We start from the raw sequence: 25,662 nt of genomic DNA, 5'->3' as shown, positions 1-25,662 counted from the left end.
GAGCATTTTAATGAATCTAGCAGTTGCAGCACTGATTGCCGGCTTAGCTTTGTGCGTGGGTCAGTATTTCATCTGGATGTACGCTCCCGTCGAGATGACCATGGGGCTGGTGCAGAAAATATTCTACACCCACATGCCGTTGGCTGCCTGGGCTATGATCAGTTTCTTCGTGGTCTTCCTGTTCAGTGCGGCGTACCTGCTTAAACGGGATATCAAGTTTGATTATATTGCAGGTGCCGCCGCTGAAATCGGAGTCGTTTTCAGCGGTCTGGCTCTGGTCACCGGTTCCCTGTGGGGCAGGGCGGCCTGGAATGTCTGGTGGACGTGGGATCCCCGGCTTACAACCACACTGATTATGTGGTTCGTGTATGCCGCATATCTGGTGCTGCGCACCTCGCCCATGTCTGCTGAACGCCGGTCACTTGTCTGTGCCGTTCTCGGAGTAGTCGCATTTGTAGATGTCCCTCTCGTGTTCTACTCGGCAAGGCTCTGGAGAAGCGTGCACCCCAACGTGCTTGGCGCGAAGGGGGGCGGAATGGAACCTGAAATGCTGACCACGCTGCTCGTGAATGTCGCAGCGTTCGGTCTGTTCTGGCTGGTCACTCTGATTGTGCGTTATCGTCAGGTCAGACTTGCCGGTGAACTGGATGCTAAAATGGTCTGGGATCACGATTAGCTTTCAGTCCCGATGTCTCCGCAGACTCAGGGGCATGCCTTTGATGTCTTATGGGAGACTCAAATCATAAAAATCAGGAGTTTAGATATATGAACAGTGAAACTTACCTGCTTATCGCGAATATCGCTGTATGGGCCGTGATTGCCGGATATCTGGCTTTCATTGCGGCCAAGGGTGCATCCATGGAACGCCGCATCAGGCAGATGGAGTTGCTCGAAAATGACAAATAGCAGATCGGACCTTAAAGGGTTCTCGCTTACAGGCGGACAAAAGGCACTGGTGTGGCTGCTTGGCGCTTCACTGGTTGCTATTTTTGTGACCTCTCTTTCTTACCGCATGAACCATCCAGGCAATAAAGTTGAATTCCAGCAGGAGAGTCGTGGGGGAATGCCGGGCGGCATGGATGCCATGAACGATGAGAGCATGAAGCGTGTTCGCGAACTCATGGAGAAAATGGGCAAGGAACCGGAAAACATGGAAATCCAGCTTGAACTGGCCAATTCCTTTATGATGATTCGGGCTTATGACCGGGCCAAGACTTTCTTTGAGAAGGTGATAAGCAAAGAACCGAAGAATGTGCCTGCCCTGATGGGGCTCGGTATGTGCTTTTATCAGGCTGAGCAGTTCAAGGAAGCGGCTGATTCATTTGACCGCATTCTGGCAATTGACCCGGACGACTCCATGGCCCGGTTCAATACCGGGATAATCAAGAAATATTATCTCCATGAACATGAAGCGGCGGATGCCGAGTTCAAAAAGATCATCGACAATCCCAACTCTCCGGAAGACATGAGGAAAAGAGCTAAAGAAGAACTCAAGAAAGATCCTCATCCCGAACAGTAGTTTGATTATAAAAAAGGAGCCTGCAGCATTGCAGGCTCCTTTTTTTTGAGAAATCAGTCAGCTGGCGTAAGTGTTTGCTCACGGAGATAATACGTCCCAGCTTTCAAAAATGTAAGACTTGGCGATTATATTCGAAAGTTTTGGCAGAATAGCTTTACTTTATTCGCAAATCGCTGTGAATCATTGACAAGTTTGCCCGTATGCGGCTAATCAATAAGTTCTTAATCTGAAATTCGGAATATACCTGAATTTTGTCCGTCTTGCCGGATCAGGACAATATTTGCGGACCGGATTCCAGATCTCTGTCGTATATGGTTTATTTTCATGTGCGCAGTGTGCTAGGGTGTTGTTTCTCGTTTCATCTTGGGCCTTTTCGTGGAGGCCACGAGCTGTTACGTGGTAAATATGGTAACCCGGGTTTAAAGCCCGTAAATAAACGCAGTCAAGGAGTGTTATGATGAAACGTTCAGTGCTGACTATGCTGGTCGCTGTTATGCTGACCGTAGGAAGTTTCGGCTCCGCCATCGCCGGCGGTAAAGTTGTTCTCGGTGTTCCCGGTGCCCACAGCGGTGACCTCGCTGCCTACGGCCTTCCTACAGTTGAAGCTGCCAAACTCGTGGTAAAAGCAATCAACGACGCCGGTGGCGTTAACGGTATGCAGGTGGCCATTTCCACTCAGGACGACCAGTGCAAACCTGAATTTGCTACCAACGCAGCCATGAAACTGCTCTCCGACGGTGTTACCGTTGTTCTGGGTCACATCTGCTCTGGTGCTACCAAGGCTGCTCTGCCCATCTATAAAGAATCCAATCTGGTGTGCATGTCTCCTTCCGCCACCAACCCCCCTCTGACCCAGAGCGGTGATTACCCCAACTTTTTCAGAACCATTGCTTCCGACGATGCTCAGGCAGCACTCGCTGCTAAATTTGCCATGGAAAAGCTCGGACTCAAGAACATCGCCATCATTCACGACAAAGGTGACTATGGTAAGGGTTTTGCTGAGTTTGCCCAGAAATACGTTGAAGAGGCAGGTGTCAAAGTCGCCCTGTTCGAAGGCGTAACCCCGGGCGCAGTTGACTACTCCGCAGTAGTTCAGAAAATCAAATCCACCGGCGCTGACGGCGTAATCTTCGGTGGTTACCATCCTGAAGCATCCAAAATCGTTTCCCAGATCCGCAAGAAAAAAATGACCATTCCCTTTGTTTCCGATGACGGTGTAAAGGGTAAGGCTTTCATCGATATCGCCGGCGAAGCTGCTGAAGGCGTTTACGCAACCGGCCCCCTCGATATCACCGGAAACCCCATGTACAAGGTCGCTCTTGATCAGTACAAAGCCACCCACGAAGGTGGAGAGCCCGGAGCATTCTACTTTGAAGCATACTCCGCTGCTCTTGCACTGCTCAAAGCTATCGATAACGCCAAGTCCACCGACTACGACAAGATCGTAGAAGCACTGCGCACCACCGAAGTTGAAACCCCTGTCGGAAACATCAAATTCGACGCAAAGGGTGACGCTATCGGCGTAGGTTTCTCAGTATATCAGGTTAAAAACGGCGAGTACGTGGAAGTCAAATAGGCAACCACCTAAGCTTTAAAACAATTCCGGTTCAGGGGACGGGCTCTTGGGGGCCTGTCCCCTGAATCTTGATTCAGCAGGGTTCAAATGGAATATTTTCTGGAATTATTCTTCAGCGGTCTGACCAGGGGAAGCATCTACGCTTTGATAGCCCTCGGCTACACCATGGTTTACGGTATTATTGAACTGATCAACTTTGCCCATGGCGAAATCTACATGATCGGGGCGTTCGTTGGACTGGTGGTTGCCGGTGTGTTGACCAGTTTCGGTTTTCCTGCGGCATCAATCATCCTTCTGGCGTCCATCGCAGCCATTATCTATGCTTCGGCATACGGTTATACACTTGAAAAGATAGCCTATCGTCCTCTGCGTGATGCGCCGAGACTTTCTCCGCTCATCTCCGCGATCGGTATGTCCATTTTTCTTCAGAACTATGTAATGCTTTCACAGACTTCCGACTTCCTCTCTTTCCCCAGCCTGATTCCTGAATTCGGATTTTTGAAGAACTTTGAGTCCATGATCGGCTCCACTGATTTTGTCATCATCGTGGTTGCAGCCGTAGTCATGATTTCTCTTAATCTTTTCATCAAATACACCAGAATAGGCAAAGCCATGCGCGCCACGGCTCAGAACCGTAAAATGGCTATGCTTGTCGGTATCAACGTTGATCAGGTTATTTCAGCAACCTTCGTGATCGGTTCGGCCCTTGCGGCTGTCGGCGGGGTTCTCATTGCCTCGCATATCGGACAGATCAATTTCTTCATCGGATTCATTGCCGGTATCAAGGCCTTTACTGCGGCAGTTCTGGGTGGAATCGGCTCCGTTCCCGGAGCCATGCTCGGCGGCCTTATCCTCGGCTGGACCGAAAGTTTCTGTACCGGTTATGTCTCCAGCGATTACGAAGATGTATTTGCTTTTGCGCTGCTTGTTCTCATCCTCATCTTCAGGCCTTCCGGACTTCTCGGCAAGGCTCCGATTCAGAAGGTTTAACCGGGCGGGATCATGCCGGCAGGACATGGTTCCTGCTGATAAAACATGAAAAAAAATGGATATTTTTTAATATGGAAGGCTTGAAAAAATCTATACTGGCTTCACTGTGGTTCATGTTTCTGACCCTGCCGATAATGGGGGTCTTCGTGAACTCGGTTGACAAGTCGGTCACCTGGCATTTTGATCGGGTCCTTTATGTGGGAGCGGCTGCTTTTGTCCTTTCTTTCCTCTGGCGGTTCATGCTTGACCGCAAAGAGAAGGGCAGGAAGGAAGAAGAAGCTTCCAGTGTCGAAAAAAACTCAATTTTCGGCAGGATAATGGCAAACCCGAAGTTTTACTGGACATTAGTTGCAGGCGTAGCTGCATTTGCTATCGCTTTTCCGAAACTGTTTTCAATGTACCAGATCAACGTCATGACCTCGGCCCTTATTTATGTTGTCCTTGGTCTGGGATTGAATATCGTTGTCGGTCTTGCCGGACTGCTTGACCTCGGCTTCGTGGCCTTTTACGCTGTAGGTGCATACTCGTATGCGCTCATGAACATGTACTGGGGAATCAGTTTCTGGGTAGCGCTGCCCATTGGAGCTCTTCTCGGAGCTTTATGCGGTATTCTGCTCGGTTTTCCGGTGCTCAGGCTGCGCGGTGACTATCTGGCCATCGTAACCCTCGGATTCGGGGAAATCATCCGTCTTGTGCTGGAAAACTGGGGTTCCTTTACCCACGGTCCTTCCGGTATATCCAATATCTCCCGGCCTGAATTTTTCGGTCTTGCCAAGGGATTCGTGGCACAGGTCAATTTCATGTACTACCTTATGCTGGTACTTGTCGTATTCACCATTTTCGTCGTCAGCAGGCTGAAAAACTCCCGAATAGGGCGTGCATGGCAGGCCCTGCGTGAAGACGAGATCGCCTGTCAGGCCATGGGGATCGACAAAATGAAGACCAAGCTCATGGCCTTCTCCCTCGGTGCCACATGGGCAGGACTCGTCGGGGTTGTTTTTGCGGCCAAGACCTCCTTCATCAACCCGGCCAGTTTTACCTTCCTTGAGTCCGCGATCATTCTTTCCATCGTAGTTCTCGGCGGTATGGGGTCCATTCTCGGTGTTATCCTCGGTGCGCTGGTGCTTGTCCTGCTGCCGGAATACATGAGGGACTTTTCGGAATACCGCATGCTGGTCTTCGGAGCCACCATGGTACTGGTGATGGTTTTCAGACCGCAGGGACTTGTTCGTGACGTGCGCAAAAAAATTGATATAAGCGCAGTAAAGAAGGCTTTAGGTGGCGCAAATGAATAGCGAAAAAAGAACAGTTCTCGAAGTTAAGGGCGTCTGTAAAGACTTCGGTGGGCTGCGCGCCCTTGATGATGTGGACCTCAATGTGAAGGAAGGGGAGATCGTAGCCCTTATCGGTCCCAACGGAGCCGGGAAGACCACCTTCTTCAACTGCATCACCGGAATTTATACCCCGACTCTCGGGGATGTGAATATTGATCCCAAAGGTAATGGCTTCAAGCGCATCAACGGCCTGAAGCCCAACCATGTTACTGAGCTCGGAATGGCTCGTACCTTCCAGAACATCAGGCTCTTTCCGTCCATGTCCGTCATTGAGAACGTCATGATCGGATGTCACTGTCGTACCAAGGCTTCATTTCTTGGTGCTGTCCTCCGTGACCCGCGTACAAAAAGGGAAGAGCAGGAAACGATTCTGAAGAGTTATGAACTGCTGAAGGAGCTCGGACTTGAGCAGTTTTCCGATGAACTTGCCCGCAACCTTCCTTACGGGGCGCAGAGAAGGCTTGAAATAGCCCGTGCTCTTGCCACAGATCCTTTCCTGCTGCTGCTCGACGAGCCTGCCGCAGGTATGAACCCGCAGGAAACACTTGAGCTTGAAGACCTGATCGTTTCCATCAAGGATAAGCATAAGATATCCGTCCTGCTCATTGAGCATGATATGAAAATGGTCATGTCTCTGTCGGACCGCCTGTTTGTTCTTGAATACGGACGGGAGATCGCACACGGCACACCCAAGGAAATCAGCGAAAATCCCGCTGTCATCAAGGCATATCTTGGGGAGGACCTCGATGCTTAAGCTCAAGAACGTCAATACCTACTACGGAAATATTCAGGCCCTGCGCAATATCAATATCGATGTCGAGCAGGGGGAGATCATTACCCTAATCGGAGCCAACGGAGCCGGAAAGACCACCACACTGATGACCATCAGCGGTGTTGTTCCTCCCCGCACCGGTGAGGTTCTCTATAACGGAGAGCCCATCCATAAAAAAAAGCCTGACAGCATCGTAAAGATGGGTATTTCTCAGGTTCCTGAAGGACGCCTGATCTTCCCGGATCTGACCATCACCGAAAACCTGGATATGGGTGCTTTCCTGCGCGAAGACAAGTCAGGGATCAAGGCTGATATGGAGCACTGCTTTGAGCTTTTTCCTATTCTCTGGGAAAGGCGCAAGCAGGCCGGAGGTAACCTTTCAGGTGGTGAACAGCAGATGCTTGCCATTTCCCGTGCATTGATGGCCCGTCCGAAACTTTTGTTGCTTGATGAGCCCTCACTCGGTCTTGCTCCGCTTATTATCAGACAGATTTTTGAAATTATTAAAAAAATTAACGAGGAAAGCGGTACCACCGTATTCCTAGTGGAGCAGAACGCGAACCTGGCATTGAAGACCGCTCACAGGGGGTATGTCATGGAAAACGGGGAGATAATACTTTCCGATTCCAGCGAAAATCTCCTTGCCAACGAGGACATAAAGAAAGCCTATCTCGGACTGTAAGGAAAAGTTAATTGTTGACAAAACTCGGCCCCGCAAATATGCGGGGCCGAACACTTTAAAATATCTTTTTTGTATCGGCCTTGAGTCCGCTGCAAAAAAGTATATAATCAGTTCATCAAAGATTGAAAATCCCGGCAGGGAAGTACCTGCCAGAACCCGAACTAAGCTGACGGCAGCGCGCCCTGTCGACCGCCAGAAGACCGGGCTGTAGCCTTGAGAGGAATCATGGATTAAATGATTTCTCTTTTCTTTTAGATAATATTTCAAATCATTTTGCGAGGGCAACATGGAAAAGCTTGTAGGTCATTCTTTGACTTTTGACGATGTTCTGCTTTTGCCCGCCTATTCGGAAGTTCTTCCCGATCAGGTGGACGTATCCGCCAAACTTACCGAGGAAATCACTCTCGGTATCCCCCTTATCAGCGCAGCCATGGACACCGTTACCGAGTCCGACATGGCTATTCAGATGGCACGCCACGGTGGTGCCGGTGTTGTTCACAAGAACATGTCCGTTCGCGATCAGGTCCGTGAAGTTGAGCGGGTCAAGAAGTCCGAATCCGGCATGGTCACCGACCCCATCACCGTCCATCCCGACGATACCGTGGGCAAGGCGCTCGACCTTATGGCCGAGTTCAAGATTTCCGGTTTCCCCGTAGTTAAGGGCGAACATCTGGTCGGTATTATCACCAACCGCGACGTACGCTTCATCACTGATCGCAACGTGCCTATTTCCGAAGTGATGACCAGCCGCAACCTGGTTACCGTGCAGAGAGGTATCTCTTCCGATGAAGCCAAACGTCACCTGCACACAAACCGCATTGAAAAACTGCTGGTTGTTGATGAAGAGAACAAGCTGACCGGTCTGATCACCATCAAGGACATCGACAAGGTCAAGAAATACCCCAACGCTGCCAAGGACTCCCACGGACGTCTGCGCGTCGGCGCTGCTGTAGGTGTTGGCCGCGATCTTATGGAAAGAAGTTCCGCTCTGATCAGTGCGGGCGTTGACTTCCTTACCCTTGATTCCGCTCACGGCCATTCCAAAGGTATTCTTGACGCGATCAGGGAACTCCGTTCCTGCTACCCCGATGCTCAGATCATCGGCGGTAACATCGCAACTTATGATGGTGCAATGGCTCTCATCGACGCCGGTGTAAACGCAGTAAAGGTAGGCATCGGTCCCGGCTCCATCTGCACCACCCGTGTTGTTGCCGGTGTGGGCGTTCCGCAGATCACCGCCATCATGGAAGCTTCCCGCGCCTGCCGCGAACGCGGTGTCTGCGTAATCGGTGACGGCGGCATCAAATTCTCCGGTGACGTTGTCAAGGCACTTGTCGCCGGCGCCAACACCGTAATGATGGGTTCCATGTTTGCCGGAACCGACGAAAGCCCCGGTGAAAAAGTTCTTTATCAGGGCCGCAGCTACAAACTTTACCGCGGTATGGGTTCAATCGACGCCATGAAGAAGGGCAGCTCCGACCGTTACTTCCAGAAGGATACCAACAAGCTGGTTCCCGAAGGTATCGTAGGTCGCGTTCCCTACAAAGGACCCGTTTCCGACAGCATCTACCAGATCATGGGCGGACTGCGTTCCGGCATGGGCTACGTTGGTTGTGCCAACACCACCGAACTGGTCGAAAAGGCCCAGTTCACCCAGATGTCTGCCGCCGGCTTCAAGGAAAGCCACGTGCACGATGTAATCATCACCAAGGAAGCACCCAACTACCGGGTTGATTCCTATTAATATTCAGGAGTCGTCATGCAGCACGATAATAAAGTAATCATTCTGGATTTCGGGTCTCAGTTCACACAGCTGATCGCCCGCAGAATCCGTGAAGCAGGTGTGTATTCCGAGATTCACCCCTGCAACGTAGATCCTCAGAAAATCAAGGATCTCAAACCCGGTGCACTGATCCTTTCCGGCGGTCCTTCCTCCGTACTGGATGCGGATTCTCCGCAGCTCGACCGCTCCCTGCTTGAACTCGGAGTGCCTGTGCTTGGCATCTGCTACGGCATGCAGCTCATGACCAACGACCTCGGCGGCAGGGTAGTCTCCTCCGAAGACCGCGAATACGGTCGTGCGGAATTCTGCGGTTCCGGTGACTGCGTTCTCTGGGACGGTATCGAAGACATTGAGCACCTCACCGTATGGATGAGCCATGGTGACCGCGTTGAAGCAATCCCCGAAGGATTCAAGGTCTGCGGTACCACCAAGTCCATTCCCTTTGCGGCAATGGCCAATGACGAAAAGAAAATGTACGCTCTCCAGTTCCACCCCGAAGTGGCTCATACCGAGAGCGGTACCACCATTATCAATAACTTCGTATTCAAGATTGCAGGCCTCAAGGCAGACTGGTCCATGTCCTCATTCGTTGAAAACTGCATTGAGGAAATGCGCCAGAAGATCGGTGAGAATCAGGTTGTGCTCGGTCTTTCCGGCGGAATCGATTCTACTGTAGTTGCCGTTCTGCTGCACAAGGCTATCGGCAAGCGCCTGCACTGCATCTTTGTAGACAACGGCCTGCTGCGCATGCACGAGCGTGAGGAAGTAATCGGCTTCCTTGAAGAGCATTTCGAACTCAACGTGAAGTGCGTTGATGCAGCAAAACTCTTCCTCGACAAGCTTGCAGGTGTCGAAGATCCCGAAAAGAAGCGCAAGCTCATCGGCTACACCTTCATCGATGTTTTCAATGAGGAAGCAACTGCACTCAAGGATGTCAAATTCCTCGCACAAGGCACCCTGTATCCTGATGTAATTGAATCCGAATCCTTCAAGGGCCCCTCTGCGGTCATCAAGTCCCACCATAACGTTGGCGGACTGCCTGAAGACATGGATCTCGATCTCGTAGAGCCCCTGCGCGAACTCTTCAAGGACGAAGTGCGCAAGGTCGCCTACGAACTTGGCCTGCCTGAGCATATCATCTGGCGTCAGCCTTTCCCCGGTCCCGGCCTTGCTATCCGTGTTCTCGGTGATGTAACCGAGGAGCGTCTTGAAATCCTGCGTCAGGCTGACAAGATCGTACAGCACGAAATGCATGCTACCGGCTGGTACCGCAAGGTATGGCAGGGGTTTGCTGTTCTGCTGCCGCTCAAGACTGTCGGCGTAATGGGGGATGACCGTACCTATGAGCACGTTATCGCCCTGCGCGTAGTGGACAGTATCGACGCAATGACCGCCGACTGGAGCCGCATCCCCAACGATATTCTTGCCCGCATGTCCAATCGGATCATCAATGAGGTCAAGGGTGTCAACCGCGTGGTTCTGGACATCTCCTCCAAGCCGCCGGCAACCATCGAGTGGGAATAATGACTCACCCCGTTTTCGGATAAGCGTCAGTTGTAATACAAAGCAGATCGCCCGGTTGAAATGTGCTGAATTTCAGTGGTGATAAGACGTAGATAAAGTTTCCGAAATCGGTTACAAGACATCAGCAATTCAAGAGGGCCTATGCCGGATTCCGTGTTGGAACCCGGCATAGGCTTCCGGCGTATACGTGCTTTTTACTGCCACCAAGAACAAGGATTTAATATGTTCGGTATCGGTTCTACAGAACTTATCGTGATTTTGGTTGTGGCCCTGATCCTTATCGGGCCCCAGAAGCTTCCTGAACTTATCAAGAATCTCGGCCGCGGTCTTTCCGAGGTCAAGAAGATGTCAAACGATGTGAAGAACACTCTTGATGCTGAAATCTCCGCTGCTGACGAAGAGAGAAAAGCCAAGGAAACAGCAGAGAAGGAAGCAGCCCGCCAGAAAGCCGAAGCTGAAGCCATGGAAAGAGCCCGCAAGGCTGAAGCTGAAAAGCAGCAGGCTGAAGAAAAGACTGAAACCGTAGCCGAAGCACCCAAGACTGAGGGCGAGAAGGCATGAGTTCTGAGGAGAAAGATTCGCGAGATGTAGGCCGTGAGGATTCTGAGGAGCAGGCAAATATAGAAGCTACTGCTGCTGATTCTGAAAACGGTTCTGTTGAAAACGAGACTGCTGTAACTGCTGAAGAGGCTGTTGACGTTCCTTCCGAATCTGCTCCGCCTGCTGAAATGCAGGATACCGCGTCTGTAGAAGCAGAGGAAGAGGACGAAGAGGAGCCGGATGAAGACGAAGCTCCCATGACCTTTCTTGAGCATCTTGAGGAGCTGCGCAAACGCTTTGTACGTATTTTTATTGCCTGCGGTATCGGATTTCTCGCATGCTACTCTTTTGCCAAGCCTCTTTTTTCCCTGCTTATGGCGCCGCTGGTGGCAGTTCTGCCTCCGGATTCAACCCTGATTTTCACCTCCCTGCCTGAAGGCTTTGTCACTTACCTGAAGGTCGCTTTTGTGGCGGGCGTGTTCATGGTTTCCCCTTATATTTTTTCCCAGGTCTGGGGGTTTGTCGCTCCCGGACTCTATGAGCACGAGCGCAAGTGGATGATACCGCTGGCCTTCCTGTCCGCATGTTTTTTTGTGGGCGGAGCTCTTTTCGGTTACTACGTTGTCTTTCCGTTTGGTTGTGAATTCTTCATGGGATTTGCAGACGAGTTTATCAAACCGATGCCGACCTTGAGTGAGTATCTCGGTTTTTCGCTCAAGCTCCTTTTTGCGTTCGGCTTGATTTTTGAACTGCCGTTGTTCATCTTTTTCCTTGCCCGGCTCGGGGTGGTTACTTCCGAAGGTTTGCGCAGCAAACGCAAGTATGCCATTCTGGTCTGCTTTATTGTTTCCGCTATTCTTACTCCGCCGGATGTCATGACCCAGACCCTCATGGCCGGACCGCTTATCCTGCTGTACGAGATCGGTATCTGGGTGGCCTATTTCTTCGGTAAGCGCGGAGGCCGCAAGGCAAAGATGCAGGAAGAAGGTCCTGATGACTCCGGTCCTGAGGGCGGTTCTGGTGCTGAGCCGGACTCTTCAGAAGATCAGCCGGAGCCTGCTGTAAAAGCTGAGGCGGAAAAGGCCGGTGCAGAGCCGCAGGGCGATGCGGACGATGAGAAGTCAGGTGATCCCCGGAAGAAGAAAGACACTCCCAGGAAAGCCGATTACGACGAGGATATGATTGAAATGTAATGTCCGCCATTTTGGCGGTATAAGATAAGTGAGGTTCGTTTTGTCACAGAGATCTGCGTCGATTGTCCGCACAACCAAGGAAACCGATATATCCCTGACCGTCAATCTGGACGGGGAAGGTCGTACAGACATCTCCACCGGAGTGGGGTTTGCCGATCATATGCTGACCCTGATGAGTTTCTGGGCCGGATTTGACCTTGATCTCAAGTGCAAAGGTGACCTCGACATCGACTCGCATCATACCCTGGAAGATATCGCACTTGTTCTGGGACAGGCGATACTTGATGCCATGGGGGACCGTAAGGGCATCAACCGTATCGGTTTTGCCAAGGTTCCCATGGACGAAGCTCTTGTTGAGGTGGTTATAGACCTTTCGGGAAGAGCTTATCTTGTGTATGATGACGAAATCCTTCCCCCGATTATTGCCGGAGATGAGAAGGATGTCTGGCGCGAGTTTTTCAAGTCCCTTGCCTTCAAGGCCGGGATGAACCTGCACATCAAGTTTGAATACGGGCGCAACGGCCACCATCTGCTCGAAGGAGCGTTCAAGGCTCTGGGGCTGGCTTTCCGCAATGCCCTGTCCGTAGAAAGGCAAGGTGTATCCAGTACAAAAGGGAGTCTCGATTGATGAAACGTCTTTTCCCTCTTCTTCTGACCTGTGTATTGGCTATGGCGACCTTAAGCGGTTGCGCCAGCAAGAGTGAAATTGTCAAGCTTCCCCGCCCGGTGGGAACAATTGCTGTTGCCGGATTCACAAACCCTGTTTTCAACTGGGAGCTTCTGGCCGGATACCTTCCCCATGAAGGACAGCCCATCAAGAAGGAAGTTCTGCAGCAGCTTGATGACGCCATGGTCGAGGTTCTTGCCCGCCACGGAGTCACGGGGTACGCCCGGCCTGCCATTACACGCCAGTGTCAGGAAATCGAAGTTTTCGAGAATATGGGATCCCGTCGTGAAGCCGCTTTCGCCTACTGGGTGAAGGTTGGCGAGTGCATGACTGCGGACTATATTCTGGTTCCTCAGGTTCTCTTCTGGCAGGACCTGCGCGGCATGCAGAAGGCAGACTTCAATATCCAGCCCGCATCCGTACTTATTGACCTGTACCTTATCGATGTTAACAACAAGAGCATTGTCAGACGTTACCACTTTGACGAAACCCAGCAGCCGCTTTCTTCCAATGTGCTGAACGCAGGCACCTTTTTCAAGCGGGGTGGCAAGTGGGTAAAAGCCATGGAGCTTGCTGACGAAGCCCTTGATAATGGACTCATGGAGCTCGGTTTATGATTGTTTTCCCCGCTGTAGATATCAAAGACGGCGTGTGTGTACGCCTTTCTCAGGGACAGGCTGATGCTGTAACAGTATTTTCAAGTGACCCCGTTGCTCAGGCCCGTTACTGGGAAAGTATTGGAGCACAGTACCTGCATGTTGTTGATCTTGACGGAGCATTCAGTGGAATGCCCAAGAATTTTGAACTGATCAGGCAGATCTGTTCCCAACTGGGCATTCCAGTTCAGCTCGGTGGCGGCATTCGCGATATCGAGACTGCATCAAAATACATCGAGGCAGGGGTAAAACGCCTGATTATCGGTACCATGGCTCTTGAGGATGAAGAAACTTTTGCCGAACTGTGTGCTAAATTTCCCGGACAGATCGGTGTGTCCCTTGATGCAGTAAACGGTCAGCTCAAGTCCCGCGGATGGGTTGAGGATGCCGGAATTTCAGTGTTCGACATTATTCCCCGCATTGAGGCCGCAGGAGCTGCTTTCATCATCTATACCGACATCAGCAGGGATGGAATGCAGACCGGAGTTAACTTGATGGCTCTGGAAGATCTGTGTGCAAAGACCAAGCTTCCGGTCATTGCTGCGGGCGGTGTGGCAACCCTTGAGGACATAATCAATCTGCAGCCGCTGGTTTCTAAAGGGCTTGAAGGGGCTATTTCCGGTAAAGCCATTTACACCGGCACCCTGAATTTTGCAGAAGCCATTGAATGGCTTGAAAACAATTAAGTTTCTGCAGAATGTTATCGGTATTGGCTTCCATGTACTGCATGGGGCCAAATGCTTTTTTAAGATTATCAACTTAAACCGATCGGGGTTGCAAAGGAATGCGTTCCTTTGGCTGCCGGAGGATCTCTCTGTATGCTCAAGTCGTGTTGCGTATAGAGAGATTTCTTACTGACCGGTGTTAGCTATCCCGTATGGAGTAGGTCATGAAAAAAATAGCAGTCAAGGGTATGAGTTGTATGCATTGCGTTGGCTCTGTTGAGAAAGCTCTCAGCGGAATTGAGGGTGTTACCGATGTTAAGGTCAGCCTTGAAAATGCATGTGCAACTTATGAAGAAAGTGCACCTGTTGATCCTGAGAAGGTCAAAGAGATTATCAACAAAATCGGTTTTGAAGCTGGCGAAGTGGAGTAGTCAGTTCGCTTAATATGTCTTGAATACGGGAATCGGGAAACCGGTTCCCGTTTTTTGTTGTCTGATGCACAAGGTCGGTCTGGAAATCTCTATTTAACCTGCGTTTAAGTTCTTTGAATATTGCGTTTGAATCGTTCTTATAGTCTTCAGCTACTTGCGTTTATTCGCTAAAATGATTAGTTGCTAAACCAAAGACAATTCCCCTCCGGAAAAGATGCCTTTTTTGGAGTCATGTTAATCACAAAACAGAGGTTCGGTTCATGTCAGAACATGTAGTTGTCATCGGTGCTGTTGCACTTGGACCCAAGGCTGCCTGTCGCTTTAAAAGGATCAGACAGGACGCCAAGGTTACCCTTATCGATAGAGACGATATTTTCTCCTACGGTGGATGTGGAATCCCGTACTATGTTTCCGGCGATGTTTCGGAATCAAACCAGCTTCGTACCACTGCTTTTCATATGGTCAGGGACGAGCCATTTTTCCGCGATATCAAGGGGGTTGATGTCCTTTCTTCCACAGAAGCAACCCAAATTGACCGCGTGAACAAGCAGGTTCACATAAAGAACCTCAGGACCGGCGAAGAAAGCGTGCTCAGCTACGACCAGCTCGTAATCGGTACCGGCGCTACTCCCCGCAAACTGAATCTGCCTGGAGAAGATCTTGAAAACGTATACTATGTCGGTAACATGCATGACGCTGAGAAGATCAAGCAGGGCATCACTGAAGGCCGTTACAGCAAGGCCGTAGTTGTCGGTGCCGGTTTTATCGGTCTTGAAATGGCTGAGGCATTTTCCGACATGTGGGGTATTGAAACTACCGTTGTTGAAATTTTTGATCAGATACTGCCCCGTATGTGCAGCCCGGTGCTGGCTAAAATGGGTCAGAAACACATGGAAGAGCAGGGCGTTACCTTCAAGCTCGGACAGACAGTTTCAGCTATTATCGGCGATGGCAAGGCAGAAAAGGTTGTAATCGCGGATGGTGAAATTGAGGCCGACCTCGTTATCATTTCCGCCGGAGTCATCCCCAACGACAAGCTTGCCCGTGAATGCGGACTTGCATGCAGCGAACGAGGGGGCATCCTTGTGGATGAAACCATGCGTACCTCAGATCCGCTGATTTTCTCCGGGGGCGACTGCGCGATCATCAAAAACGCAGTTGACGGTTCACCTCTGTTCCTGCCCATGGGCTCCATGGCCAATAGACAGGGCCGTGTTATCGGAGGAAACCTTGCAGGCCGCAACGAGAAGTTCCCACCTGCAGCTGGTTCCTGGTGTGTCAAGATTTTCGAAAAGGCAATGGCCGGTACCGGAATGAGTCTCGGCGCTGCCAAACAGGCTGGCTTTGACGCAATCAGTGTTACTCTTATCATGGCTGACCGTGCCCATTTCTATCCTGAAAAGGACATGATGAGTCTTGAACTGGTGGTTGATAAGTCCAACCGCAGAGTTCTTGGAATTCAGGGCCTTTCAGCCGGTGGAGACGCAATGGTCGGACGCATCAACGCCGTTGCTGCCATTATGAAATTCCAGCCGACCATTGAAGACGTCAGCAACCTTGAAGTTGCATATTCACCTCCGTTTGCATCAGCAATGGACGTTCTCAACTCCGTTGCCAACATGGCTGACAATGCCCTTGCGGGCATGAACCATGGCCACGGTCCCGATACCTTTGCTCAGTTGTGGACAGATCGTGACAGCGGCCAGTACTGCTTCCTTGATGTCCGCGAGAATGCAGACGCCGAACCCTTCCTCAAAAAATATCCTGAGCACTGGCATAATGTCCCGCAGGGTGAAATAATGAGACGTCATGAGGAGATTCCGCGTGACAAGAAGCTTGTTCTGGTCTGCAACACCGGGGGACGTTCCTACGAAGCTCAGATCATGCTTGACGCTCTCGGATTTGAGGAAGTCCTCAATACTCAGGGCGGAATGGCTATGATAAAAGCTTATGGCGTTGATATTTAATAGTTAATTTATCTAATTTGTCGCGCCGTCCCTTCATTGCAGGGGACGGCGCTTTTTTTATTTTGTGCAGGTAATTATTATTAACGGGAAAATTTGTTTTACTGGTTGCTATACACTTATATTTTTTTTAGAATTATTGCTAATTATGACGTGAGGTATTGAACCGGATGCCGGTTTTCAATTTATGGGAGTACGGGTGTATGAAATTTTTGATTATTGACGACGATGAAGCCGTCCACATGTATTTGACTCAGCTTTTGTCGCCGTATGCCCGCTGCGAGGCAGTATTCAGCGGGGCAGAGGCAATTGATAAGTACAGACAGGCATTTGAAGAAAAAGATCCATATGACACGGTTTTTATGGATATTCTGATGCCTGAGATGGATGGTCATGAAGCCACCAAGAAACTGCGCGAATTGGAAAAGGAGTTGCAGGTGAACGGGCCAGATGAGTTCAAGCTTGTCATGATCACCTCGCTCAAGGATACCAAGAATGTCAGTCAGGCTTTTTTCAAGGGGTATGCCAGCTGCTACATTGTAAAACCTTTCAACAAGGTCCATGTTATGAGTGAGCTGCGTGAAAATCATATCCTGTAGACTGATGGTCAGCCGATTTTCAGAAAGCGGTCGTTTTACGGCCGTTTTTTTTTGTCAGGTGATAATTGTGATACCTTTGGCGGGAGGAGTTGACTCAAGTTTAAGTGTAAGACATATTCGACCGTGACGAAAAAAATGAATGTATAAATTGAATAATGAGAGGATGTAAAAATGTCAGTTAAAAACCTCGTTTCCCTGATTCTGGTTTCGTTCTTAGCTCTTTCTGTTTCCGGATGTGGAGCTCTTCTTCTTGGTGGTGCCGCTGCGGGCGGCACTTATGTGTACGTCGCTGGTAAAGCTACTCAGAAATATAATGCAGATCTGGGATCTACCTATAAAGCAGCTCTGTCTGCCTGCAAAGAGCTTAATCTCAGGGTTGAGAGCAATACGAAGAGGCTGAGTGAAGCTGAGATCAAGGCTATTGATGTCGATAAAACAGTATATATTGATTTGAGCAGTACCTCGTCCAAAAATACGGAAGTATCTGTTCGTTACGGTATTCTTGGTGACGAGCAGGCTTCCTTGAGAATTCTGTCTACGATAAAGAAATATCTGTAACAGAGAAAGTCGTTTAAGTTCAGGCAAGTGCAGCCTTTTAGCTGTGCTTGCCTGTTGCGATTTCTTTGGAGCTGCAATGAATACCTGTCCAAGCTTCGATGAAGGAAGCCTTGAAAAAGAGTTGGAGTTCGCCCGGGCAAGGGTGGCACTCTTAGAAAGTCGGTTACGTTCTGTTTCAGGTACCGGTCATCTGAACACGGCCGGATGTTGGTCGCAGGTCGATCACTTTAAGCGGTTGGTTGATGATATTGATCAGGGTGTCCTGGTACTCGACCAGGAATATGAAACAGTTTTTATAAATAAAAATGCTCTTCAGCTTTTTGAATCTGATCGTTTGTCATTTGATCTGTTGAAAATTTTCAGCTCCCTCACTGCTGAAGATCAACAGAACATACTCAATCTGGTTCAGTCACAGCAACAGTCCGGACACGTTGAACTCCATGAGTTCTCCCTCCGGTTGCCTTCAGGCAGGTCGGTGGACCTGCGTCTTAAATTTACCCCACTTTTCCGTGTTGATAATGGGTATGACGGTGTTCAGGTCATAATCACTGATATTACAGACGACCTGCGGGTCAGGCAGGCTCTTGAGCGTTCAGAGAAAATGTATCAGGCCCTGTTTGACGGTGCCGGGGATGCCATATTTGTCCATGAAGACGGGGGGACTTTTGTAGATGCTAACCGGGTTGCATGCGAAAGGCTCGGCTATTCTCGTGAAGAGCTTCTCAGTATGACTCCTTACGACCTCCGGGTCGATAAGGTCATCACCTGCATGGATGCAAAGCCTGACGAAAGCGGAGCCGGGGCTGTTAAATCAATCGTGCACAAGACGCGTACCGGTGAGGAGATCTTTGTCGAAGTCAATTCACGTAAGGTCTATCTTAATGGGGATGAAAAGATCCTGACCATTGCACGTGATATTTCCGAGCGGGTTGAAGCAGACCGTCGTGCTGTTCTGAACAGGCAACGGCTCAAGGCTCTTTATGAAATGTCCCATATGAATGAATCCTCCGCCAGAACCTTCTTTGAGTTTGCGATCCGCAACAGCCTGGAGCTCAGCGAAAGTGAATCCGGCTTTATAGTTCAATTGGAAGGACACGGCAGTGAAACTTGGTTCAGGAACTGGGTCAGCACAAGCCTGTTCGGTGGCAAAAAACCTGTTCCGCAACCGTCAAGTCTTACAGAATGCGGGGTATGGAACGAGTGTATAGTCCAAAGGACTCCGGTCTGCTGCAATCAGGTTGGTCCGGATGACAACCTGCATCCTTTCTCTGCGGGAAGTGTGAAAAGTTATCTTGCCCTTCCTGTTCTTGAGGCCGGGCGAGTTGTCGCAGTTGCCGTTCTGGTGAACAGAAAAGGCGGATACGAGGACGACAATGTCAGAAATCTCAGGCTGCTTCTTGAAGGGATGTGGAACGTCATCTGCAAGAAAAAATCCGAGGAGCAGGTAAGGAAATCCCTGCGGGAAAAGGAAACTCTTCTCAAGGAAGTCCATCACCGCGTAAAAAACAACATGCAGGTGATCTGCAGTCTTCTCAACCTGCAGACCGAATATATCAATGATCCTCAGGACCTTACGCTTATCCGGCACTCCATAGACCGGGTTCGTTCCATGGCCTATGTGCATGAGCAGCTTTACCGCTCGGATGATTTAAGCTGTATTGATTTCGGGCAGTATATTTCGAGTCTGGGACTGAGGCTGGTCAGCTCTTACGGAGTCGCCGACCGCATCAGATTCGCTACAAGGCTGGAAACAATCAAACTTCCGATTGAACAGGCCCTGCCATGCGGCTTGATTGTCAACGAACTTTTAACCAATGCCATAACCCATGCCTTCCCTCCGGGGCAGAAATGGGAAACCCAGAAGGTGTCGGTTGAACTGTCATTTTCAGGCGGTACCGTCTACATGAGTGTTGCCGACAACGGTATTGGGTATGATGGAAGAGAGCGCCCCGGCAGTCTTGGACATATACTGGTGGATACCCTTGTCCAACAGATAGACGGCAACCTTCAAAGTCGGTCCGAGGGCGGTTCCCGGTTCGAGCTAAGCTTTAAGCTTAAATAAAAGAATATCCCCCCTTTACGGATTCTTTGATAAAGGGGGGATCAATGCTTTTCAGATTCTGATCTTTGGTCTATCGGATCTTGCGATGATTTCATTCTAGCTTTTATCCTTTGCTGAATCCATCTGCCTGAAATCCGCGTTCATGATGAAGGTTCTGTTATCCTGGGTATTCCAGTTTTCAGGACTGTTCATGAACAGGTCATTCTCGTTTTTCCTGCCCATTATCGGACATGCCGGGGTGGGCGTTTCCACTACTTTCTTCTTGTTTTTCTTTTCTTTCATGGTGGCCTCCATTTCTGAAAGGTTTACTCTTATATTTAATAGATAACCTTTCCAGCGAAACAAAACAACGCTTCGCCAAAGAAAAGGTGAAAAAAGACCGATCTTACCGGAATATAAAGCCTTTGTTATCTTTGCTTTAACTGTTTGTTTTTGTTGAGTAAAAAACCAAATATCAGTTTTGTTGCTCATGATTTTCAATGTCTAATCTGCTTTTTCTGCTGAAATTGCGAATAAGGTCAGCAGGGTGTGTTGCACCGGCGAAAAATTATCATCCGAGATGATATAGGCGTAAGTCGTGCCGTCCTCTGTGGTAACCGTATCAAGTCCCTCGAAATTGTCTCTGGGCAGGGGAGAGGCTATTTCGAAAAGTGTATCCGGATTGATGGTAACACCGGGACTGATCTCCGCTACGGGGAAGGTTCTGAATCTTATTCCCAATGTTCCCGGACCGTTGTAGCGTCTTTCCAGAACCATGATTCTACCGTCCGGGAGGTTTCCGGCGGATGTTGGGTTGAAATCTCCGCTTCGGCGGTAGCTGAACTCACTCCATTTGCCGTCTTTGACCGTGGCAGCGTAGGATAAAGCCCTCTTTTCGTTCTTGCCTTCGGACAGTGCAAATATTCTTTGGTCCGGGAGTAACAGGAGCGTTTCTAGTCCATTGTTTTCCGGTAGTTTTTTCACGCTTTCCGGTACCGGATAATCAACCGGAGTTCCAGCAAGGGTCAGGTCATGCCCGTTATCAAACCAGTTGATGCGGTGGACCCGTTCGAAGGATACAAGGTAGCCGGATTGGGGGGCACGGCTCAAGCCTTCGGCATCGGCATTGAATTTTATTGCGTAGGTTTTTCCGTCTGTATTGCGCAACTGGCCCAGTCTCGCTTTTGTGCCCGTTGCCTGCAGGCTACCGTCAGGTGCGTATTCAATATCGGCTTTCAGCCAGAAACCCAGATCACTTACGGCCAGAAAGGTTTTACGGTCTGAGCTGACCAGCAGGTCGGAAAATCCGCCAAAAGCCGGGTGAGGGCTATCCAGCAGTAGTGTTCCAAGGTATTTTATGCGAGGATTCTCTATGTTTACCGGCTCATTGTTTTCGGGACCTACCCTTGTTGAGACAAGCCTGATTTCAATAGGGTTCTCCGTTGGTTGTTTGGCGTCGACTTTCATGGTCGAAGGCCCGAAGAAAAGCCCGATGGGAGAGCAGCACAGCATGAGTATGAAGATGATTATTTTTCGCATTTTTTCTCCGAATAATGTGGTAAGCAGTTTGTTAGCATGTAAATATGATTCTTGTATAGATTGCTGGACGGTACGTTTTTTGAATATGATCCTGCGGGCTGAAACCGGTGTTTTCTCGGCCTTAAAAATTGGTCCGTTTAGCTGGACCGCCTGTTATAGTTAAGGGAGAATCAGGCTGGTGAGATATTTTTTCGCATTGGCGTCAATGATAATAATTATGCTGCATTCCGCAACTGTCTTTGCGGAGAGCGACAAGTATAACGTACTTTTTCTGAATTCCTATCAGAATGGGTATGCGTGGTCAGATGACATCCTTCAGGGTGTCCGTGATGTGCTTGATTCCAGCGGTCTGACCGTTGACCTGCATATTGAATACATGGATACCAAGCGCTTTCAGAACGAAGCGTTCATGGATATTCTGCATTCATATTATGCCTATAAATACAGGGGGTACAAGTTCTCGGTCATCATTGTGTCTGATAACAACGCCCTCAATTTCATGCTGAAGTATCAGGAGTCGCTCTTCCCGGGAGTTCCTGTCGTTTTCAGCGGGATAAATGATTTCAAGCCGTCTCTGATCGAAGGGCGGGACAATTATGCAGGGGTGCTGGAACATCCTGATATCCGCTCCAATCTGGACCTTTTTACTCTGCTTGTTCCCGGACTCAAGAGGGTTGTGGTTGTCGGCGACAAATCTGTCACCTCTAAAGCCATTATCCAGCAGATACGAAAGGTTGAGCCGGACTTCAGCGATACGCTGCAGTTTGACTACTGGAACGACCTACCTCTTGACGAACTTCTTGCCAAGGCCCGGAGTATGGATCGGGACGAGATACTGCTCTTTACTCCTTTCTACAAGGGGGCACACGGCGAGCTTTATACCGCGGAGGAAGTGCTGAAAATCATATACGACAATACGGATGTGATGATTTTCAGTGTATGGGAGTTCTTGCTCGGGCACGGCATTGTCGGCGGTAAGCTGCTTTCAGGTATCGAGCAGGGGACTCAGGCTGCACATATGGCGGTAAGCATTCTCAAGCACGGAAGAATGCCGCGTATCAGGGTAGTTACTCCCACTAACGAAAGGTACATGTTTGATTACAATGTTCTTGAGCGGTTCAAGATTGATCAGAGCCTGCTTCCTGATGACAGCGAGATAATCAATACTCCGGATTATTTTTACAAGCTTAATAAACAGGTTTTCTGGAATATAATCGTATCCATTCTTGTGCTCAGCCTGATTCTGGTAATGCTGGTCATCTCCATTCTGCAAAGGCGCAAGGTAGAGAAGAGGATCACCGCGCAGTTGGCTTTTCAGGAGATTCTTATGGATACCCTGCCACTGCTTATCTGCTGGAAGGATAGGAATCAACGTTATCTCGGTGCCAACCACTCTTTTACGGACTTTTTCGGTCTGGGATCTCCGGCGTCCATAATCGGGCGCAGTGACCCCGATCTTGGGACCGATCGCAGGTTTACGGCTCAGGCTGCAGTGTGGGACCGGAAGGTTATCGAATCCGGTCGCTCAATCCTGCGCATCAGTTGGGCCCTGCCACGGGAAGGCCGCGATCCGGTCTGGCTTGAGATAAACAAGGTTCCTCTTTACAACGAGCGCGGGCAGGTTGTGGGAACGCTTTCCACTGCCCAGGATGTTACCAGCAAGGTCAACCTCGAAAAGCAGCTGCTTCAATCCCAGAAAATGGAGGCCATCGGTACTCTGGCTGGAGGGATTGCGCACGATTTCAACAATATCCTCACTTCAATAATGAACTCTGTTGAGCTTGCTCTGACCGATATTGATGAGGGGACCATGACATGGAAGGATCTTGACCGGGCTGTAAAGGCCGCGCAACGCGGCAGCAGGCTGGTAAAGCAGATTCTGACTTTCAGCCGCCCCTCTCAGGAGGGGTTCAAGCCTACGGACATTGGTGAAGTTGTTCAGGAAACAGTGGATTTCATCAAGGCTTCGCTGCCCCGAAATATTGAGGTCTCGGCAAAGGTTCCCGATGGCGCCCCTCTGGTGATGGCTGATCCCACCCAGATCCATCAGGTTATCATGAACCTGTGCACCAACTCCTTCCATTCTCTGCGCAGCGGAGGAGGGCGGATTGAAGTTACGCTGACTACGGTCGAGGTGGGGGATGAACAGGCGCAGTTCCTGCGGGTTTCTCCCGGTGTTTATCTGCGTCTTGAGATAACTGACAACGGTCCCGGTATTCCTGTTGAAATACTTGATAAGATATTTGATCCGTTTTTCACCACCAAGGGCAAGGCCGAGGGTACAGGGCTGGGGCTTGCTGTTGTGCACGGGCTGATTAAAGGTCATGGCGGCGGAATCTCAGTCAACAGCACGCCGGGAGTGAAGACCACGTTCGAGATTTATCTGCCGGTGCAAGGGCAGTTGCGGGACATCGTGCCGATCAGTTTCGGGACGCTCCCGCTGGGAAATGAGAATATCCTTTTTGTCGAGGACGATCTTGATCAGCTTGAAACCACACCACGGATTCTGGAAAGTCTGGGCTACAGTGTGACGGCTATGGCGTCTCCGCAGGAAGCATTCAGACTGCTTGCCAATGACCCGGGACTATTCGACCTGATGATTACCGACTTTGACATGCCGCACACAAACGGAGTTGAACTGGCAAAGATGGTGCAGGAGGTGGCTCCTCTGTTGCCGGTGATGGTTGTGTCGGGACGGCGGAATGTCCTTACTTACGTGGCGGAAGCCGATTGCGGAATAAAGAATGTCAGGAAGGTCCTGATGAAACCATACAACAAGACGATCATTGCCGAGGCTGTGAGGGAAGTGCTTTTATCTCCGGAGAAAGTAGATGGGTAAAATCCTGATAATTGATGATGATGTTCAGGTCTGTGAGACTATTGAAAGCCTTATTGCGCGTGCCGGGCATGAAGGAGTCAGTGCTTATAACCTGAAGGACGGCCTTTCCAAGGTCAGCGGTGGCGATTTTGATGTGGTTTTTCTCGATATTTCACTGCCGGATGGTAACGGCCTGGATTACCTGCAGCGTGTAAAGGATTCTTCCGGGGCTCCGGAGGTGATTATCCTGACCGGCAAGGGAGATGCTGACGGTGCCGAGCTGGCCATTCAGGGCGGAGCCTGGGATTTTCTTGTGAAGCCCTCTTCGATCAAGCAGATTTCCCTTTCCATGCGCAGGGCACTGGAGTTTCACAATGAAAAACAGAACAAGGCCCAGTGCGTGGCCCTTAATCTGGATAACATCGTCGGCAGAAGTGTTGAGATTAAAAGCTCGTATGATCTTGTGGCTCATGCCTCGGGATCTGACGCCAACGTGCTGGTAAATGGGGAGACCGGAACAGGAAAAGAGCTGTTTGCCCGTACCATCCATGACAATTCAAAGCGTGCAGACAATAATTTTGTAGTGGTTGACTGTGCCTCCCTTACGGAAACGCTGGTGGAGAGCACTCTCTTCGGGCACAAGCGTGGGGCCTTCACCGGTGCACAGGCGGACCGCAAGGGGCTTATCCCTCTGGCTGATAAAGGAACACTCTTCCTTGATGAAGTAGGGGAGATGCCCTTGGCTGTGCAGAAGTCCTTTTTACGCGTGCTGCAGGAACGCACTTATAGGCCGGTCGGGGAAAACAGGGAATTCAAAAGTGATTTCCGGCTGATAGCCGCTACCAACCGTGACCTTGAGGCCATGGTCAAGCGGGGAGAGTTCCGGCAGGATCTTTTGTACCGTATCCAGACTATCCATATCCATCTGCCGGCCCTGCGGGACAGGGAAGGGGATATCAGGGAACTTACCAACTTCCACCTTTCGCGCCTGAGTGATCGGTACAAGGTTCCCCCAAAGGTTGCCAGCTCTGATTTTTATGATGTGCTTAACAACTACGACTGGCCCGGTAACGTGCGCCAGCTCTTCAATGTTGTGGAGCAGGCTTTTGTAGCAGCCGGAGCCGGGAACACCATTTACGGTATGCACCTTTCAGATGCGCTGCGAATCAAGATGGCTCAGTCCAACCTGCGTAAAAAGGGCAGGACAGGGGGGTCCGATGTCCTGGATAAGCAGGTGTCTACTGTGTCTGAAAAAACGGACAGTCCGTCGGCTGAACTTCAACCTGCACTCTCTTCGGCTTTTTCTACTCTTTACAGTGGTGATTTACCTTCGCTGAAGATATTCAAAGGCATGGCAGAGAAGCGGTATCTTGAGGAATTACAGACCCGCTATCCTGGTGATGTGGCTGAAATACTGAAGGTTTCAGGCCTTTCTCGTTCCCATTTTTACGCATTGCTTAAGAAGCATGAAATCAAGGACTAGTGCTTAGAGCGATGGAGCGCCTTACAGATATTTAACAAAGATTCTGACTGATTAAATAATCGGTCTTGTTTTTCAGACTAGGCTCTGTCCGAAAATTTGGACAGAGCCTTTTATTGTTATAATGAACGGGGTTGTGGGTTGACGCGGCTTTATGGCGTTTGTTGCAAAATAGTAACGGCTCAAAGGCCATTTCAAGTCGTTCATGACAGTCCTAAATTTAAGACAGAGCGAGAGTGTTTACATACTCATGTACAGGTTTAGCTTGTAACTAGCTGAATAAGTGTGGTTTTATGTCCAGTCCCTTTCTTGGCACGCTAATTGATATGTA

Annotated in this window: 24 protein-coding genes; 22 read left to right on the top strand and 2 right to left on the bottom strand. The window is 50.0% G+C overall.

Annotation, left to right across the window (positions count from 1 at the left end; all coding sequences use genetic code 11):
- Positions 1–10: 10 nt before the first annotated feature.
- From ccsA to N7E73_RS01475, 20 genes are all read left to right on the top strand, one after another.
- Positions 11–676 (top strand): cytochrome c biogenesis protein CcsA, encoded by a 666-nt coding sequence (gene ccsA / locus N7E73_RS01570; protein WP_432737025.1) that lies wholly within the window; start codon positions 11–13, stop codon positions 674–676.
- An 89-nt stretch (positions 677–765) separates the two neighbouring features.
- A complete protein-coding gene (locus N7E73_RS01565; protein WP_432737024.1) occupies positions 766–906 on the top strand; it encodes a CcmD family protein in 141 nt (46 codons plus the stop codon).
- Positions 896–1,519 (top strand): tetratricopeptide repeat protein, encoded by a 624-nt coding sequence (locus N7E73_RS01560; RefSeq protein WP_432737023.1) that lies wholly within the window; start codon positions 896–898, stop codon positions 1,517–1,519. The genes N7E73_RS01565 and N7E73_RS01560 overlap by 11 nt, the downstream gene beginning before the upstream one ends.
- 457 nt (positions 1,520–1,976) lie before the next feature.
- Positions 1,977–3,095: a branched-chain amino acid ABC transporter substrate-binding protein gene (locus N7E73_RS01555; protein WP_432738823.1), complete on the top strand. Its 1,119-nt coding sequence runs from the start codon at positions 1,977–1,979 to the stop codon at positions 3,093–3,095.
- A gap of 87 nt (positions 3,096–3,182) precedes the next feature.
- Complete coding sequence (locus tag N7E73_RS01550; RefSeq protein ID WP_432737021.1) at positions 3,183–4,085, top strand: ABC transporter permease subunit; 903 nt, start codon at positions 3,183–3,185, stop codon at positions 4,083–4,085.
- 71 nt (positions 4,086–4,156) lie between these two features.
- Positions 4,157–5,380 carry an ABC transporter permease subunit gene (locus tag N7E73_RS01545; protein WP_432737019.1) on the top strand — a complete coding sequence of 408 codons (1,224 nt, stop codon included), beginning with the start codon at positions 4,157–4,159 and terminating at the stop codon, positions 5,378–5,380.
- Positions 5,373–6,173 (top strand): ABC transporter ATP-binding protein, encoded by an 801-nt coding sequence (locus N7E73_RS01540; protein WP_432737018.1) that lies wholly within the window; start codon positions 5,373–5,375, stop codon positions 6,171–6,173. Before N7E73_RS01545 ends, N7E73_RS01540 begins: the two co-directional genes overlap by 8 nt.
- Positions 6,166–6,873, top strand: coding sequence for an ABC transporter ATP-binding protein (locus tag N7E73_RS01535; RefSeq protein WP_432737016.1), 708 nt, complete (start codon positions 6,166–6,168; stop codon positions 6,871–6,873). Before N7E73_RS01540 ends, N7E73_RS01535 begins: the two co-directional genes overlap by 8 nt.
- Positions 6,874–7,159: 286 nt before the next feature.
- Positions 7,160–8,617, top strand: coding sequence for an IMP dehydrogenase (gene guaB / locus N7E73_RS01530; protein WP_432737015.1), 1,458 nt, complete (start codon positions 7,160–7,162; stop codon positions 8,615–8,617).
- A 15-nt stretch (positions 8,618–8,632) separates the two neighbouring features.
- On the top strand, positions 8,633–10,180 hold the full coding sequence (gene guaA, locus N7E73_RS01525) for a glutamine-hydrolyzing GMP synthase (protein WP_432737014.1): 1,548 nt from the start codon (positions 8,633–8,635) through the stop codon (positions 10,178–10,180).
- A 222-nt stretch (positions 10,181–10,402) separates the two neighbouring features.
- Positions 10,403–10,741: a Sec-independent protein translocase protein TatB gene (gene tatB / locus N7E73_RS01520; protein ID WP_432737012.1), complete on the top strand. Its 339-nt coding sequence runs from the start codon at positions 10,403–10,405 to the stop codon at positions 10,739–10,741.
- Positions 10,742–10,977: 236 nt separating this feature from the next.
- Complete coding sequence (gene tatC / locus N7E73_RS01515; protein ID WP_432738822.1) at positions 10,978–11,913, top strand: twin-arginine translocase subunit TatC; 936 nt, start codon at positions 10,978–10,980, stop codon at positions 11,911–11,913.
- Positions 11,914–11,953: 40 nt separating this feature from the next.
- The gene (hisB, locus tag N7E73_RS01510) at positions 11,954–12,541 is read left to right on the top strand and encodes an imidazoleglycerol-phosphate dehydratase HisB (RefSeq protein WP_432737011.1); all 588 of its coding nucleotides are present in this window, start codon (positions 11,954–11,956) and stop codon (positions 12,539–12,541) included.
- A complete protein-coding gene (locus N7E73_RS01505) occupies positions 12,541–13,197 on the top strand; it encodes a hypothetical protein (RefSeq protein ID WP_432737010.1) in 657 nt (218 codons plus the stop codon). The genes hisB and N7E73_RS01505 overlap by 1 nt, the downstream gene beginning before the upstream one ends.
- Positions 13,194–13,922 carry a 1-(5-phosphoribosyl)-5-[(5-phosphoribosylamino)methylideneamino]imidazole-4-carboxamide isomerase gene (gene hisA, locus N7E73_RS01500; RefSeq protein ID WP_432737009.1) on the top strand — a complete coding sequence of 243 codons (729 nt, stop codon included), beginning with the start codon at positions 13,194–13,196 and terminating at the stop codon, positions 13,920–13,922. The genes N7E73_RS01505 and hisA overlap by 4 nt, the downstream gene beginning before the upstream one ends.
- 203 nt (positions 13,923–14,125) lie before the next feature.
- Positions 14,126–14,332, top strand: coding sequence for a heavy-metal-associated domain-containing protein (locus N7E73_RS01495; RefSeq protein WP_432737007.1), 207 nt, complete (start codon positions 14,126–14,128; stop codon positions 14,330–14,332).
- A gap of 260 nt (positions 14,333–14,592) precedes the next feature.
- A complete protein-coding gene (locus N7E73_RS01490; RefSeq protein WP_432737005.1) occupies positions 14,593–16,299 on the top strand; it encodes an FAD-dependent oxidoreductase in 1,707 nt (568 codons plus the stop codon).
- A 200-nt stretch (positions 16,300–16,499) separates the two neighbouring features.
- Complete coding sequence (locus tag N7E73_RS01485) at positions 16,500–16,895, top strand: response regulator (protein ID WP_432737003.1); 396 nt, start codon at positions 16,500–16,502, stop codon at positions 16,893–16,895.
- Positions 16,896–17,066: 171 nt separating this feature from the next.
- Positions 17,067–17,453, top strand: a complete 387-nt coding sequence (locus N7E73_RS01480) for a DUF3568 family protein (protein ID WP_432737001.1) — start codon at positions 17,067–17,069, stop codon at positions 17,451–17,453.
- Between the two features lie 76 nt (positions 17,454–17,529).
- Positions 17,530–19,515, top strand: coding sequence for a histidine kinase dimerization/phosphoacceptor domain -containing protein (locus N7E73_RS01475; RefSeq protein WP_432737000.1), 1,986 nt, complete (start codon positions 17,530–17,532; stop codon positions 19,513–19,515).
- 96 nt (positions 19,516–19,611) lie between these two features.
- On the opposite strand, the gene N7E73_RS01470 is transcribed toward N7E73_RS01475, so the two are convergent.
- Together N7E73_RS01470 and N7E73_RS01465 are read right to left on the bottom strand one after the other, a co-directional pair.
- Positions 19,612–19,797: a hypothetical protein gene (locus N7E73_RS01470; protein WP_432736998.1), complete on the bottom strand. Its 186-nt coding sequence runs from the start codon at positions 19,795–19,797 to the stop codon at positions 19,612–19,614.
- Positions 19,798–19,998: 201 nt separating this feature from the next.
- Positions 19,999–21,033 (bottom strand): esterase-like activity of phytase family protein, encoded by a 1,035-nt coding sequence (locus N7E73_RS01465; RefSeq protein WP_432736997.1) that lies wholly within the window; start codon positions 21,031–21,033, stop codon positions 19,999–20,001.
- Positions 21,034–21,250: 217 nt separating this feature from the next.
- Here N7E73_RS01465 and N7E73_RS01460 point away from each other — a divergent pair, with 217 nt between their 5' ends.
- Together N7E73_RS01460 and N7E73_RS01455 are read left to right on the top strand one after the other, a co-directional pair.
- On the top strand, positions 21,251–23,872 hold the full coding sequence (locus N7E73_RS01460) for a hybrid sensor histidine kinase/response regulator (RefSeq protein WP_432736995.1): 2,622 nt from the start codon (positions 21,251–21,253) through the stop codon (positions 23,870–23,872).
- Entirely contained in the window at positions 23,865–25,334 is a 1,470-nt protein-coding gene (locus N7E73_RS01455; protein WP_432736993.1) for a sigma-54-dependent transcriptional regulator, read from the top strand. The genes N7E73_RS01460 and N7E73_RS01455 overlap by 8 nt, the downstream gene beginning before the upstream one ends.
- Positions 25,335–25,662 lie beyond the last annotated feature (328 nt).

This window comes from Maridesulfovibrio sp. FT414 (assembly GCF_050916235.1).
Taxonomy (GTDB): domain Bacteria; phylum Desulfobacterota; class Desulfovibrionia; order Desulfovibrionales; family Desulfovibrionaceae; genus Maridesulfovibrio.
This window is presented reverse-complemented; position numbering and strand designations above follow the sequence as displayed.

Excerpts from the sequence above, each read along its gene's own strand:
- N7E73_RS01540 (WP_432737018.1), top strand. The coding sequence starts at position 5,373 with ATGAATAGCGAAAAAAGAACAGTTCTCGAAGTTAAGGGCGTCTGTAAA.
- N7E73_RS01475 (WP_432737000.1), top strand. The coding sequence starts at position 17,530 with ATGAATACCTGTCCAAGCTTCGATGAAGGAAGCCTTGAAAAAGAGTTG.
- guaA (WP_432737014.1), top strand. The coding sequence starts at position 8,633 with ATGCAGCACGATAATAAAGTAATCATTCTGGATTTCGGGTCTCAGTTC.
- N7E73_RS01555 (WP_432738823.1), top strand. The coding sequence starts at position 1,977 with ATGAAACGTTCAGTGCTGACTATGCTGGTCGCTGTTATGCTGACCGTA.
- N7E73_RS01470 (WP_432736998.1), bottom strand. The coding sequence starts at position 19,797 with ATGAAAGAAAAGAAAAACAAGAAGAAAGTAGTGGAAACGCCCACCCCG.
- hisA (WP_432737009.1), top strand. The coding sequence starts at position 13,194 with ATGATTGTTTTCCCCGCTGTAGATATCAAAGACGGCGTGTGTGTACGC.
- tatB (WP_432737012.1), top strand. The coding sequence starts at position 10,403 with ATGTTCGGTATCGGTTCTACAGAACTTATCGTGATTTTGGTTGTGGCC.
- guaB (WP_432737015.1), top strand. The coding sequence starts at position 7,160 with ATGGAAAAGCTTGTAGGTCATTCTTTGACTTTTGACGATGTTCTGCTT.
- N7E73_RS01545 (WP_432737019.1), top strand. The coding sequence starts at position 4,157 with ATGGAAGGCTTGAAAAAATCTATACTGGCTTCACTGTGGTTCATGTTT.
- N7E73_RS01505 (WP_432737010.1), top strand. The coding sequence starts at position 12,541 with ATGAAACGTCTTTTCCCTCTTCTTCTGACCTGTGTATTGGCTATGGCG.
- N7E73_RS01560 (WP_432737023.1), top strand. The coding sequence starts at position 896 with ATGACAAATAGCAGATCGGACCTTAAAGGGTTCTCGCTTACAGGCGGA.
- N7E73_RS01550 (WP_432737021.1), top strand. The coding sequence starts at position 3,183 with ATGGAATATTTTCTGGAATTATTCTTCAGCGGTCTGACCAGGGGAAGC.
- N7E73_RS01485 (WP_432737003.1), top strand. The coding sequence starts at position 16,500 with ATGAAATTTTTGATTATTGACGACGATGAAGCCGTCCACATGTATTTG.
- N7E73_RS01535 (WP_432737016.1), top strand. The coding sequence starts at position 6,166 with ATGCTTAAGCTCAAGAACGTCAATACCTACTACGGAAATATTCAGGCC.
- N7E73_RS01490 (WP_432737005.1), top strand. The coding sequence starts at position 14,593 with ATGTCAGAACATGTAGTTGTCATCGGTGCTGTTGCACTTGGACCCAAG.
- ccsA (WP_432737025.1), top strand. The coding sequence starts at position 11 with ATGAATCTAGCAGTTGCAGCACTGATTGCCGGCTTAGCTTTGTGCGTG.
- N7E73_RS01480 (WP_432737001.1), top strand. The coding sequence starts at position 17,067 with ATGTCAGTTAAAAACCTCGTTTCCCTGATTCTGGTTTCGTTCTTAGCT.
- N7E73_RS01565 (WP_432737024.1), top strand. The coding sequence starts at position 766 with ATGAACAGTGAAACTTACCTGCTTATCGCGAATATCGCTGTATGGGCC.
- N7E73_RS01460 (WP_432736995.1), top strand. The coding sequence starts at position 21,251 with ATGCTGCATTCCGCAACTGTCTTTGCGGAGAGCGACAAGTATAACGTA.
- N7E73_RS01495 (WP_432737007.1), top strand. The coding sequence starts at position 14,126 with ATGAAAAAAATAGCAGTCAAGGGTATGAGTTGTATGCATTGCGTTGGC.
- tatC (WP_432738822.1), top strand. The coding sequence starts at position 10,978 with ATGACCTTTCTTGAGCATCTTGAGGAGCTGCGCAAACGCTTTGTACGT.
- N7E73_RS01465 (WP_432736997.1), bottom strand. The coding sequence starts at position 21,033 with ATGCGAAAAATAATCATCTTCATACTCATGCTGTGCTGCTCTCCCATC.
- N7E73_RS01455 (WP_432736993.1), top strand. The coding sequence starts at position 23,865 with ATGGGTAAAATCCTGATAATTGATGATGATGTTCAGGTCTGTGAGACT.